Source organism: Methanothrix thermoacetophila PT, assembly GCF_000014945.1.
Taxonomy (GTDB): domain Archaea; phylum Halobacteriota; class Methanosarcinia; order Methanotrichales; family Methanotrichaceae; genus Methanothrix_B; species Methanothrix_B thermoacetophila.
The window spans coordinates 1,603,744-1,616,985 of the sequence record NC_008553.1; the positions used below are offsets into that span (position 1 = coordinate 1,603,744).

7 protein-coding genes, 1 tRNA gene and 2 rRNA genes are annotated in these 13,242 nt (G+C 54.3%); 5 read left to right on the plus strand and 5 right to left on the minus strand.

The genetic code is table 11. The annotated features are described in order from the left end of the window. Positions 1-454 precede the first annotated feature (454 nt). Both MTHE_RS07770 and MTHE_RS07775 read left to right on the plus strand, forming a co-directional pair. Entirely contained in the window at positions 455-1,048 is a 594-nt protein-coding gene (locus tag MTHE_RS07770; protein ID WP_011696652.1) for an MFS transporter, read from the plus strand. A gap of 119 nt (positions 1,049-1,167) precedes the next feature. After that, positions 1,168-3,303, plus strand: coding sequence for a DHH family phosphoesterase (locus MTHE_RS07775; protein ID WP_175265922.1), 2,136 nt, complete (start codon positions 1,168-1,170; stop codon positions 3,301-3,303). Positions 3,304-3,381: 78 nt separating this feature from the next. Here MTHE_RS07775 and MTHE_RS07780 read toward each other — a convergent pair whose 3' ends face one another. Then, the gene (locus MTHE_RS07780) at positions 3,382-4,470 is read right to left on the minus strand and encodes a radical SAM protein (RefSeq protein ID WP_217417056.1); all 1,089 of its coding nucleotides are present in this window, start codon (positions 4,468-4,470) and stop codon (positions 3,382-3,384) included. A gap of 262 nt (positions 4,471-4,732) precedes the next feature. Here MTHE_RS07780 and MTHE_RS07785 point away from each other — a divergent pair, with 262 nt between their 5' ends. After that, entirely contained in the window at positions 4,733-5,317 is a 585-nt protein-coding gene (locus MTHE_RS07785) for a hypothetical protein (protein ID WP_175265924.1), read from the plus strand. 149 nt (positions 5,318-5,466) lie between these two features. On the opposite strand, the gene MTHE_RS07790 is transcribed toward MTHE_RS07785, so the two are convergent. Further along, positions 5,467-6,738 (minus strand): tripartite tricarboxylate transporter permease, encoded by a 1,272-nt coding sequence (locus MTHE_RS07790; RefSeq protein ID WP_011696656.1) that lies wholly within the window; start codon positions 6,736-6,738, stop codon positions 5,467-5,469. 338 nt (positions 6,739-7,076) lie between these two features. On the opposite strand from MTHE_RS07790, the gene MTHE_RS07795 reads away from it, so the two are divergent. Together MTHE_RS07795 and MTHE_RS07800 are read left to right on the plus strand one after the other, a co-directional pair. Continuing rightward, on the plus strand, positions 7,077-9,362 hold the full coding sequence (locus MTHE_RS07795; RefSeq protein ID WP_011696657.1) for a PAS domain S-box protein: 2,286 nt from the start codon (positions 7,077-7,079) through the stop codon (positions 9,360-9,362). A gap of 11 nt (positions 9,363-9,373) precedes the next feature. Further along, the gene (locus MTHE_RS07800; RefSeq protein WP_394296052.1) at positions 9,374-9,739 is read left to right on the plus strand and encodes a cyclophilin-like fold protein; all 366 of its coding nucleotides are present in this window, start codon (positions 9,374-9,376) and stop codon (positions 9,737-9,739) included. A 290-nt stretch (positions 9,740-10,029) separates the two neighbouring features. Here MTHE_RS07800 and rrf read toward each other — a convergent pair. The 3 genes from rrf to MTHE_RS07815 form a co-directional block, all read right to left on the minus strand. Then, a 5S ribosomal RNA gene (gene rrf / locus MTHE_RS07805) occupies positions 10,030-10,151 on the minus strand. Positions 10,152-10,162: 11 nt separating this feature from the next. Beyond that, positions 10,163-10,250 (minus strand) — tRNA-Cys (locus MTHE_RS07810). Positions 10,251-10,297: 47 nt separating this feature from the next. Further along, a 23S ribosomal RNA gene (locus MTHE_RS07815) occupies positions 10,298-13,211 on the minus strand. Positions 13,212-13,242 lie beyond the last annotated feature (31 nt).

Consider the following 13,242-nt stretch of genomic DNA (forward strand, 5'->3'; position numbering starts at 1 on the left):
ACGCCTGGGAATTTTGAGACGACTTCGAGGCAAATGAAGCTGAACATCGGAAGGGGCAAGCTATGTACAGCTAGCATCAATCGCTCTCAGCATCTTGCAAGATTGCTGATCCGACGAATCACATGGACGAGCATGCTGTGTTCCAATGCTATAAGTCAATGACCAAATGTCTATTATTTACATTGACGGCAGCAACAATTTGAATGTAAACAATTCCGGCATCCCGCAGATTACTAGCAGCAGTGAGGCATGCTGATAGAAAAGTATATATACTATTACTTCTCACAATTAAACGATTAATTATGTCGCTAGCCTCAACTGTAATGGTGAAAATCTACACCAGAATACGTTCGGGGATATAGCGGCGCCCTTCTTTGAGCTCCACACTTAGCAGTGCATATTCATCAAACTTAATATTAATAATATTAATTAAATATAAAGGAGGTGACTGGCTGTGAATCGCACTACAAAGCTGCTGATGCTATCGGATATCCTCATGCTCACAGGGCTCGGGCTGATACAGCCCATACTGGCGATATTCATAAATGATGGTGTTGCGGGTGGCAGTGTCCTCTCCGCAGGAATAGCAAGCACGCTCTTCCTGGTTACAAAATCACTGGTCCAGCTGCCATTCGGGATGTACATTGACAGGGTGAATAACAAGAGCAGGTGGCTCCTCGTAGGGACATCAATTGTGTCATGTGTGCCTGTCATGTACATGTTCATTGACAGCATATATCAGGTGTATATCGCAGAGATCATCAACGGTGTCGGAAGCGGTCTCGCATATCCCGCCTGGGTGGCTCTGTGGAGCGCAAATGTGGAGAGGGGCAGCGAGGGGTTCGAGTGGTCTCTATACTCCACATCCACAGGCCTCGGGACTGCGTTCACAGCAGCAGTCGGTGCGGCCATAGCCAGCATGCTCGGATTTACTGCCACGTTCATGTTCACAAGCGTGATGTGTCTCATGGGATCCGGGATAATACTGATGCTCGACCGGGAGGAGCGGGTGGCAGTAAAATCCTTCGCGTCGGCCACTCCTGGCTGAAACATGAGTCGTCTCCAGCCCAGCGATCGGTTCATGAGCCGATTCTGGCATCTTTCCGGATGTCCTGCTCCCATGGGATCCCAAAATTGATAAATCTTGAAGAAATCTTCACTTTGGCGATGAAAGTCTGCGAGAGATGCGGTGGGCAGGGCTTCGTGGTCGTCGGTGAACGTACCTGCCCCAACTGCGATGGGACCGGGAAGACGGAGTCCATAACACTGACCGAGGCGAGGGATTCTGATATAACAAGCCTGCTCCAGGAGGGCTCAGCGAGATGCGCGGTCTGCAACGGGACGGGCAGAATACCCATAACAGAGACGTGCGAGGCATGTGGTGGTCTCGGCAGAGAGTACAGATGTCTTGTGTGCGGGACCAGGTTGAGCTTGAAGGCAGATCTGTGCGAGAGATGCTCACGCACTCCTCTCGTGTACATCCTTGATAAGGCGTGCGACACGGCCGATCTTGTGGTCGGGAGCATATACGAGGGGAGTGTGTCCGGGCTGGCGAGCTTCGGCGCCTTTGTGGACCTGAACGAGAACATGCGCGGCCTTGCGCACAACAGGTATCTGAGGTTCAGGCCTGAGGTTGGTGAGAAGCTCTTCGTCAGGGTGAAGAACATCGCTCCGAACGGCAATATAGAGCTCGAGCCGGTCGAGCTGAAGGAGTACCATGTGATAACTGTGGAAAAGGATCTGCCGCTCACAAAGACATCAGATCTGCAAAAACACCTTGGAAAGATCGTGTGCATCAAGGGAGAGGTGATTCAGGTAAAGCAGACTGCTGGCCCCACAATATTCACAATCGCAGATGATAGCGGCACCGTCTCATGCGCTGCTTTCGAGCGAGCAGGTGTTCGGGCCTATCCAGAGATTCAGGGGGATATGGTCGTCAAGGTCATCGGCGAGCCGACGATTAGAAACAACCAGATGCAGATAGAGATCCGCTCGATGAAGCAACTCTTCGGCGGGGAGGCGACGAAGGTCAGGGAGGAGATCGAGCAGGCGATAGACAGGAGAGCTGAGCCCTTTGACCCGCCACTGCTCATAGAGAGCGAGGTCCTGGAGAGGCTCAGGCCAAGGATGAGGGCGGTCGCCAAGGCGATTCGTAGAGCGATATTCAAGTCGAAGCCTATAGTAATAAGACATCACGCAGATGCCGATGGTATCTCAGCTGCGGTCGCGATAGAGACCGCGATACTTCCTCTGATGAAAGAGGTTGGCGGGCCGGATGCAGAGTACTATAGCTACAGGCGTGCTCCCTCAAAGGCACCATTCTACGAGCTCGAGGACGTCACAAAGGATCTCAGCTATGCGCTTGAGGACCAGTCCAGGTACGGCCAGAAGATGCCGCTCGTAGTTCTCATCGACAACGGCTCCACGGAGGAGGACGTGCCTGCGATGAAGCACGCCCAGGTATACGGCCTGGAGATGGTTGTGGTCGATCACCACCATCCAAATGACATTGTCGATCAGTATCTCATCGCCCATGTGAATCCAGCGCACGCGGGCGGCGATTTTGGTATCACAACAGGAATGCTGGGTGTGGAGATCGCCCGGATGATCAACCCTGATGTGGAGAACAAGATCAAGCACCTTGCCGCTGTCTCTGCAGTAGGTGACAGAAGCGAGGCTCCTGAGGCGGAGAAGTACATCAAGCTCGTCGAGGACAGGTTCAGGGAGGAGGATCTCAAGAAGATCGCTCTTGCTCTCGATTATGAGGCGTTCTGGCTAAGGTTCAATGAGGGTCGCGGCCTGATAAACGATATCCTCTGCCTGGGGAGGCTGGATAGGCACCGCAGGATAGTGGATCTGCTCTGCGATCAGGCGAATGCAGCCATCGAGGATCAGCTCAGGGCGAGCATGGGCAACGTGAAGAGCACTAAGCTTCCAAATGGAGCGATAATGAATGTAATAGACGTCGAGAACTATGCGCACAAGTTCACGTTTCCTCCGCCAGGAAAGACATCCGGAGAGATCCACGACAGGATGTGCAAGAAGTACGATGGGAAGCCGGTCGTCACGATAGGATACGGCCCGGACTTCGCGGTTCTGAGGAGCAGAGGGGTGAAGATGAACATACCGCAGATCGTCAAAGAGTTGATGGAGGAGATCCCGAACGGTGGCGTGAGCGGAGGGGGTCACCTGGTTGTAGGCTCCATCAAGTTTGTGGGCGGGATGCGGAAGGAGGTCCTGGCCAAGCTTGCCGAGAAGATCGGAAGCTGCGAGGTCGAGGAGGTCATTCCTTCTGCAGCATAATTTTGTGCGGTCCGGGTTCTCCATCTGCTGTTCCCAAAATAACGTCCCTCCTACCAGCCCTGGAAAAAAAGGCTGAGATCATCCTGGCGTCAGGATGTGAACGTTCCCCACACGCACCCTCTCGAGTCCAGCTCTTTTCGCAGCGTCGAGGCACCGCATGGCCATCGGCCTTGACGTGAACGGCATGTCTCTCATGTAGAACTGCGGGTGGAACGCGAGCAGCGTGTACGGGATTTCTGGGTTGAGCGATGCCAGGAACTCCGCTATACCTCTGACCTCCTCCTCATCGATGTATCCCGGAACCAGAAGCGTGCTCGCGATGACGAGCGGCGGCACCTCTCTCTCATCCATCATCTCCATCGCGGCAGAGATGTTCTCCAGCGTTCTCCTGTTCGAGACCCCTGTCAGCGCCCTGTGGAGGTTCTCATCCATCGCCTTGATGTCGAACTTGATGCATCCACCGCTGTTCAGGGAGAGCTCGATCATCTCATCAAGAAGATGACGATTCATGGAGCCGTTTGTCTCCCAGCAGATCCGGAAAATCTGATCCCTTCTCGCGTCGATGGCCATCCTAGATGCCCTCAGGGCGAACGGCAGCTGCGGTGCTGGATCGCCGCCGAAGTAGCAGATGCACGAGGTTTTTTCATCAACACTCTCCACCAGCTCTTTTACATCAGTCATCCACGGGCGGAGCGTCTCAGCTCTGAACTGCCAGTTCTGGCAGTATAGGCAGTTAAATGTGCATGCATGGAAGAAGACCGCTAGGTTCCTGTAACCTATCTCCGGGCCGTTTGAGTGCGCGTACTTCGGATACCCGGCGCCCGTCCCGCCTGCGCAGACCCAGTCGCCGACGCAGTTCGTCGGAAGTGGATCATGATACCATGAGAGCTTTCCTTGTGTTGGTGTGACACCCACCATCTCTCCATCAGCATTCATCCGCAGACCACAGTATCCCATGCCGCCAGGAGGAATTCTGCACTCATTTACACATATGCTGCACCGCGCACCCTGCGGATCCCTTGGTGGCTCCTCTGGAAGCCCGTACGCAGCTCTGCTCCTCCTGTGTGCCATTATCGCAATCTCGAGAGACTCTTCCGGCTTGGATCTTATGCAGCCAAGGCATACTTTCAGCTCTCCTGAGATCATGTTTGAGGTTGCGCCACACAAAGAACAGCGTGCCATAGCATATCTGTTTACCATATTAATCATCATAGTATATTATAATTGGGGCCAGCGTGCCCGCACTCCTATCAGAATATTCAGAATTCATCCTGAGAGAGACCGGCAGTGTTGTTTGCAGCGAGATCGAGTAGCTTACTAGATAGGTGTGAATTTAGCCTGCGGCCCCAGCACTGCCGCGGTTCATGGCGAATATGCACACAGAGGGTGCAGAAAAAATTTTTATATTTGGAATGAATAACATTTTTTTATGGATGATCTGGTGCTGAGCTATCAGATGCTGATGAAGGCAGTGTACAATGCAACTGGTGCTCGCAGCTCTATATATCCAAATGATTATAGTTATATTGCTATACCCATGAGGTCTGTCAGAGCAGTGCTGAGCGCTTTCAGGCCGGAGCCGCAGGGCTCAGACTTATCTGGAGATATCAGCGCGAGAAGGCTCTGGTACATGTTCAGGGAGTACAATCCGCGATGCGCATGCTCTCTCATACGCCTCTCCTCGCCCAGGTCGATGGATATCGTGGGGGTTGTGACGCTTGAGGATGTGTCATACGCTCTTCCTTCCCACAGGCTTGGGGATGAGATAATGCGGGCAGATCTGATGCTTGATGATATCGCTGAGATCACTGGAAACCTCTGGGGCATCGATACGAGATCTCCGTCAGATGCATCCGGGAAGGCACACGCTGAGACGCTCGAGGAGGATGGCGGCATAGAGATGACGCTGATAGAGCCGCAGACAAAGCAGATCTTCAAGAGGAGCTGGGGTGGCACGTTCGGCATGGAGGACTGGCCTGTATCGAGCATAAAGGCCTTTGCCGTCTGGTTTTAAATGGACATGGGGCATATTCTACTCTGAATTTTCAGGATGTGCCATTATCAGCGGTCTTTGGTGGTCGACTCAATCCTCTAGAAGGCACTCGGGATCTCAGATGTTTGGCGATCTAAGCGTACAACAAGATCATTCCCATCGCCACGATCTCAGCCGGAGAGGTAGTAGACTATAAGCGGCAGCATCAGCACGCCCATAGCATGCATTTTCCGTATTCCGGCAAGATGTGGGATGAGGCCTATCAGCGTGGAGATGAAAAATATGAAGATGCCAAACGTTCCTGTGAAGATGAGGGCAATCAAAGCGAGTGCTCCGAGGACGATGATTGAGAGATTCTTGTAATCGATTTTTGATAGAAGAGATCCTGCGATGCAGGCGAGCCATACTGTTGATATGTACGATATAAACGCCACGGCTGTTGCGATTACTATCATCATATACACCTGGCCTGCATCGAGATCTATGAGCTCATTTATTGCTGCAGCAGCGCCGCTTCTCGGCCTGCCTATCACCAATAGAGCCACCAGTGAGAGCACGGCGCATGATGTGTTGACGCCAGAGACTGATACAAGAAATTCTCTGGCGGCTTGATCCTCATCCTCGATCCCCCTTCCGAGCCTTGTGAGCATGGTCGCGACCGCGGGAGAGACTCCAGGGATCCAGGCGACCACGGAGCCTGCAGCTCCCCCAAGAAGAATCGATCTCATGAGTGGCACTGCTGGAAGATCAAAACCCGTATCCCTCTGCTCCGCCATCTTCGTTGACGAGAATATGCTCAGGATCAGAGAGGATGCTCCGAAGATCCCGCTCAGCAGCGGCAGAAGCACATCTGGTTCGAGTCCCAGAGGAGATGAGAGGAGGTCCTGGTTTTCAAACGCAAACATCCCCAGCAGGCCGCTCGTCACGAAGACCGAGATCGCGAACGACCTCCTCTTCAATGTTTGGTACGGCCCTGGATCGAGGTCTTGCTCTTTCAGTATCATTATGACAGCTATGCCCAGCAGGATAAGCCCGATATGCTCCATGAGGATATCGTAGTAATTGCTGAACACCCACGAGAGATGCGGTATCAGGGAGAGCGCGACCAGGACCGATCCGGCTGAGCCTATAGCAGAGAGACGCACAGCCTCTATGCCCCTGCCTCTCAGCATGAGCCTGTGACCGGGCAGCACCGCGAGCACTGTATCAGAATCAGGCGCGCCCACGAATACCGTCGGTATGGCATCCAGGAACGTCTGGGATATGCTGGCCGCCAGGATTATCACAGCCACATGATACGGACTGAGCCCCAGCTCCATCATCGCAGGTGCCGCTCCGAGAAGTATTGCGGCAAAGGTATTGACATGCAGTCCCGGTATCAGGCCGCTGATCACGCCAAGAAGGAATCCAAATGCTGCACAGGGCACAACACAGAGATCCATGCCGATCACATCATATGCACATCACAACCGACAGAGCGTTTATGCGATCACATGACATCCAGGGCGGTGGGCTTCTGCGAATTGGTGCGCTTAACAGAGAGGCAGCCCAGCGTTGCCAGAGTGACTGCAGCTCCAGTCGTTTCACTCCAGAGTGGAGATCCGGGAATGTAAATGTCTCGGTTCAGCCATCTGATCCAATGAATGAGGGTTCACATCTCTTCCCAAAAGTTACACTCACCACCATCAGCAGGGCATGTTTTATGGATGTTACAACTTTTCAAAAGTGCCAAAACTCATCAAAACTTTCTAATATGAGCTATACACCAAGGCACCTGAGCATGTCAGATCCAAGCGTTGATCGCGAGCTAGCCTTCCAGATACTGAACTCGCTAGGTCAGGGTGTTGTCGTGTCGAAGGTTGTTGATGAGCGGTGGATCATCGAATACGCGAACCCGGCCTTCGCCCACATGCTTGGATTTTCCTTGAGCGAGATAGTGGGGAAATCCACTGAAGATTTTCTGCATCCAGATGACATCCCCCTACTTCTGGAGAGCAGGGCGAAGAGACTTGAGGGGCTCACAACCAGCTATGAGGTGAGGTTTCTGCGAAAGGATGGCTCGATCGTGCCGGTGCTCATTACAGGAGCCCCGAGGATCGTTGATAACAGACCTGCTGGTGGGATACTGGTTATAACAGATCTCACCGATTACTACTCGGTTTTGAGGCAGCTGAAGAACTCCCAGCGGAGGCTCATGGATATCCTGGAGTTCATGCCTGATCCTGCCCTTGGCATGGACATGGATGGGAGGGTGATCATCTGGAACAGGGCACTGGAGGCCCTCACCGGCGTGAGAAAGGAAGAGATGCTCGGAAAGGGTAATTACGAGTGTGCGATTCCGTTCTATGGTTACAGAAGGCCGGTGCTTGCAGACCTTGTGCTCCATGGATACGACGAATCCATGTCCAGGGAGTACAGAAACCTGCAGCGAGATGGCGACGTGCTCACCGCGGAGGTTTTCATACCCACGTTCGGGCCAGAGGGTTCGCATCTGTGGCTCAAGGCCGCGCTAATATACGATTCGGAAGGCAGGATCGAGGGAGCCATAGAGGTGATACGTGACATCACAGAGAATGTGAAGCGTTTGAACGCTCTGAGTCTGAGCGAGGCGCGGTACAGATCGATCGTGGAGGGCATGCCATTTCTCGTATGCAGATTTGATCGTGATGGTGTTCTCACATTTGTCAACGAGAACTACTGCAATTACTTTGGATTCAGAAGAGAGGATATCGTTGGCAGATCGTTCCTTGAGCTGATACCTGAGGACGAGAGAGAGGCGGTTCTCGAGAGGTTCAGAGGCCTGACCCGGGAGAGGCCGTATGTGACGTATACGCACCGCGTTAAGAGAGGAGAAGAGATACGATGGCAGCGATGGACCGACAGAGCGATATTCGGCCAGAATGGCGAGGTTCTCGAGTACCAGTCTCTGGGTGAGGACATCACAGCTGAGAAGAACATGGAGGATGCGCTGAGGGAGAGCGAGCACAGGTTCAGGGTGCTGGCAGAGAGCACCGCTGCAGGCATAGCGATCATGAGAGACGAGCGGTTTGTGTATGTCAACAGAGCCGGAGAGGAGATGAGTGGCTACAGCAGGGACGAGCTGATAGGTGCGCCTGTATGGATGGTGGTCCATCCCGAGGATGCAGCATGGCTAAAGAAGATGTACTCGCGGAAGCTCCGCGGTGAGCCGACGCCACCGAGATACGAGTTCAGGATAATCACGAAAAACGGAGATGTCAGATGGGTGGAGTATGCATCCGGCACACTGGAGCTCGGCGGGGAGATGGCATTGATTGGCACACTCATCGATATCACAGAGAGAAGGCAGGCAGAGGAGGAGCTGCGCAGGTTCAAGGAGTCGCTGGAGCAGATGGTCGAAGAGCGGACTGCAGAGCTGGAGCAGAGGAATGCGGAGATAGAGAGCTTTGTATACACAGTATCCCATGACCTCAGGAGGCCGCTGATAACCATAAGCGGGCTGGCAGGTCTTGCGGAGTTCGATCTCGAGAAAGGGAATTTGGAAAAGGCGAGGGAGAGCTTGAGGACCGTCCAGAGATCGTGTGAAAATATGGATGCGCTCCTGAGGGATATCCTGGAGCTCTCCAGGATAGGCAAAGTCACCAACCCACCTGAGGATGTGCCATTCGAGCTTCTGGTGAGAGAGGCGATCGATCAGCTCGCTGAGGCGGTTAAAAAGAGATCCGCCGAGCTGAGGGTGGCGGAGGGGATGCCCACAGTTCGCGTCGACCGCGAAAGGCTCGTGGAGGCACTGGTCAATCTGATCGACAACAGCATAAAATACACGGGAGAAGATACGAGGCCTGTGATAGAGATATTCTATAGAGATGGCGTCTTCTGCGTCAGGGATAACGGCATCGGAATACCAGAGAGCCAGAGGGAGAAGGTCTTCGATCTCTTCTACAAGGTAGATCCGAAGAGCGATGGCACCGGGGTGGGGTTGAGCATAGTCAAGAGGATCATCGAGGTCCATGGGGGAAGAATATGGATAGAATCGGATGGCTGCAGCTGGACTGCTTTCTGCTTCACGCTGCCTGTGGTCTCATGATGTGAGCAGAGGTGATCCTGTTGAGAAGAATCGAGATCGATATACAAGGCTTTGGCAGAGCCATCGCGGAGCTTGATGGGAGGAATCCGCAAACTTCTGAGGCTGTTTGGAATGCGCTACCGATCGAGGGAAGGGCGATGCTCTGGGGTGAGGAGGTCTACTTCGGAACATCTCTTATATGTGAGGATGAGAATCCATCACCATCAGCAACTGCCGGAGACATCTCGTACTGGGTGCCGGGGCATGCGATATGCATCTTTTTCGGGAGGACACAGCCGTACTCACCGGTGAACCACATCGGCAGGATCTCTGAGGGTCTCGGGATTTTCACATCCGTAAAAGAGGGTGCTGAGATCGTGCTCAGAAGAGCAGAGTGAAGATTTCACCGAAAATAGCACAGTTTCAAGATAGCTTCTTACGTATGTGGAAGTGATTGCAGTTCCTTCAGGGCGGATGAGATCATTCAATTTGCCAGAAGAAACCGAAATCTCTCGCTTTTTTATTTGCTCAGCAACCTGGATGCGGTGCGATCCGAGGCTGGAGCACTCGTTTATTTCCCAGGAAGCGTATAGCCCATGATTCTGCAAACGAGTTATTCATAAATCATGTGGGTAAATCATGTGGGAAGAGCATATGAAAATATCTACCAGTGAGAATTGTTATTGAGAGTTGGCAGCGACCTGCATTTCCCGAGGGCTCGCGCACCTCAGTACAGTGCAGGACGTGGGCGGGCTTATCTTCTGAGTTCGGGAAGGGTTCAGGAGTTTCCCCGCCGCTATGGCCGCCGCTCTCTGATTTGAAGCCAAGGTCCGGATTCGAACCGGAGTGGTAATGCTATCCGCTGGTTTGGTTCTGCAGGCATTTGCGTAGCCTCTCCGCCACCTTGGCGCGTTGTGTATACGCTTTACAGATCCAGAATTCGCCTGAGGTCAGCGGGGCGGCTGCTTGGGCGGTTAGTGGTCGCGGGCTGAGCACCTCGTTGCCTTGGTGCGTACACCCCGACTCTATCGAACTCGTCTTTTACGAGGGCCCTTGGAGCGGTCTCTTTTCGGGTTGGGTTTCGGGCTTAGATGCTTTCAGCCCTTATCCCTGTGGCGCGTAGCTGCTCGGCCGTGCCTTGCCAGACAACCGATCGACCAGTGGCGCCGCTGGCTTGTTCCTCTCGTACTAAAGCCAGCCTGCCCTCAGACCGCGAAGCACCCCTGACAGATAGTAACCGACCTGTCTCACGACGGTCTAAACCCAGCTCACGATCTCCTTTAATAGGCGAACAACCTCACCCTTGGCCGCTGCTGCACGGCCAGGATGGAGAGAACCGACATCGAGGTAGCAAGCCACCGGGTCGATATGTGCTCTTGCCGGTGACGACTCTGTTATCCCCGGGGTAGCTTTTCTGTCATCTAACGCCCCCACCAAGGGGGCTGAGAGGTTCGCTAAACCCGACTTTCGTCTCGTCATCCTTTGCTATGCGGGATGACGTCAGGCCGACTTATGCTTTTACACTCTTTGTTGGGTTTCCGACCCAACTGAGTCGACCTTAGGGCTCCCTAGATATCTTTTCTAGGGAGTGGCGCCCCACCCAAACTGCCCACCTACCGGTGTCCTCCTTTCGGAGTTAGGGTGGTAGTTCCAGAAGGGTAGTATTCCAGTGGTGGCTCCGCCCGAGCTGGCGCCCGGGTTTCGACGCCTCCTACCTATGCTCTACATCCAGAACCACAACCCAGCGGCAGGCTGCAGTAAAGCTCCACGGGGTCTTCACTTCCCATCAGGGGTCCCCAGACTCTGCACTGGGACGTAAGGTTCACCGGGTTCCGGCTAGGGACAGTGGGGCTCTCGTTGATCCATTCATGCGAGCCGCCAATTAAGCGGCAAGGTACTACGCTACCTTAAGAGGGTCATAGTTACCCCCGCCGTTGACGGGCCCTTCTTCCCGTTGTACCGGGTTTTCAGGTACCCGCACTGGGCAGGATTCAGTGGTTGTACTTGCCCTTTCGGGTCTGCAACCACCTATGTTGTTATTAGACAGTCAGAGCCCCCTCGTCACTGCGACCTGCTTCTTGCGAAGCAGGCACCACTTATCCCGAAGTTACGTGGCTAATTTGCCGAATTCCCTTAGCCGGATTACTTCCGACACGCCTGAGCCTTCTTAGCTCGGGGCACCAGTGTTGGTTCTCGGTACGGCCTCCGGCTCCCTTTTCACGGGCTCCCGGAATTTGCCTGCTTGCGTCATCACGCATTCGTCCGTTTCTCGCCATGACGGCTCTCCGCGGACTTCGGCGCTTGAGCACCCTGGCGCGGGTGTCAGGCATATCCGGAAGCGTCGGTTTTAGTGCCGGTAGGTACAGGAATATTAACCTGTTTCCCATTTGATGTGCTCGAGTTACGGCACACCTTAGGACCGACTAACCCTGGGCTGACGATCGTTGCCCAGGAACCCTGGCCCTTACGGCGGTCGGGATTCTCACCCGACTTTGCTGCTACTGCTACCAAGATTTTCGTCCCCGCGTGGTCCACGACTCCTCACGGAGTTGCTTCCACCCACGCGCGGCGCCTCCCTACCAGATCGCCTTGCGGCGCTCCGTGGTATCGGTAGTCGGCTTAGCCCCGTCCATTTTCGGGGCCCTAGGCCTCGACTGGTGAGCTGTTACGCACTCTTTAAAGGGTAGCTGCTTCTAAGCTAACCTCCCAGTTGTCTTAGGTCTAGGACGCCCTTCAGTGTTAACACTTAGCCGACATTTTGGGACCTTAACCACGGTCTGGGTTGTCTCCCTCACGGACTAGTAGCTTACCCACCAGCCCGGACTTCCGGCCATCTAAGGCGACGGCGTGTTGGGAGTTTGACAGGAGAGCGAGCGGTTTCCCGCCCGGGATCCCCAATCAGTGCTCTACTCCGCCGACTGCCTCCGGCCAGGTCATGCTGCGACATGTTTCGGGAGGAACCAGCTATTTCCGGGCTCGATTGGACTTTCACCCCTAGACGCAGGTCACGCGAGCGATTTGCATATCAGCACCGCTAGCGGTCCTCCACGCAGCTTTCGCCACGCTTCAACCTGCCCACGCCTAGATCGCCCGGCTTCGGGTCGCATCCAGCTGACTCCGCGCACTTTCATACGCCGCGCCTCTCTCATCGATGCGCGCATGTCGCTTTCGCTTCGGCTACTCTCTTTCGAGATTAACCTTGCCAGCCAGATGCACTCCTTGGTCCGTTCTTCAAAACGTAAGTCACGACACCGGCATCAGGCCTCGTACTGTCGCCTCGCGACGACCTCCTTCGGCCTGAAGGTCCTCACATGCCGTGACGCACCATCGCCAGCCGATTTCAGGCTCTTTTCACACCCCTATCCAGGGTTCTTTTCAGCTTTAGGTCACCCTACTACTGCGCTATCGGTCTCGAGACGTATTTAGCCTTGGAGGTTGGTGACCCCCAACTTCCCGCGAGATATCCGACTCACGGTACTCAAGACGCCGCTCGGATCCGGCTTGGTTGCTCCTACGTGGCTATCACACTCTTTGGCGGGCCGTTCCAGGCCACTTCGGATTCCCTTGCCAGACCGTTATGAGCGGTGCTTATCACACCACATCTCCCTTTCGGGATTCGGTTTGGGCTCTGCCGCGTTCACTCGCCGTTACTGACGGCATCTCGTTTTGATTTCTTCTCCTGCCCCTACTAAGATGTTTCAATCCGGGGCGTTCCCGATCCTTACGGATCAGCATGAAACTGGGATTTCCCATTAGGGCATCCCCGGTTCAAAGGCTCCCTGCGCCTCGCCGGGGCTTATCGCAGCTTGGCACGCCCTTCATCAGCGCTCGAGCCGAGCCATCCCCCGGCTGGCATATCAGCAGCTTAATCGTCCCACTGATCTCAGTGAGCGTCTGGTCT

Excerpts from the sequence above, each read along its gene's own strand:
- MTHE_RS07790 (WP_011696656.1), bottom strand. The coding sequence starts at position 6,738 with ATGGATCTCTGTGTTGTGCCCTGTGCAGCATTTGGATTCCTTCTTGGC.
- MTHE_RS07785 (WP_175265924.1), top strand. The coding sequence starts at position 4,733 with ATGGATGATCTGGTGCTGAGCTATCAGATGCTGATGAAGGCAGTGTAC.
- MTHE_RS07775 (WP_175265922.1), top strand. The coding sequence starts at position 1,168 with ATGAAAGTCTGCGAGAGATGCGGTGGGCAGGGCTTCGTGGTCGTCGGT.
- MTHE_RS07795 (WP_011696657.1), top strand. The coding sequence starts at position 7,077 with ATGTCAGATCCAAGCGTTGATCGCGAGCTAGCCTTCCAGATACTGAAC.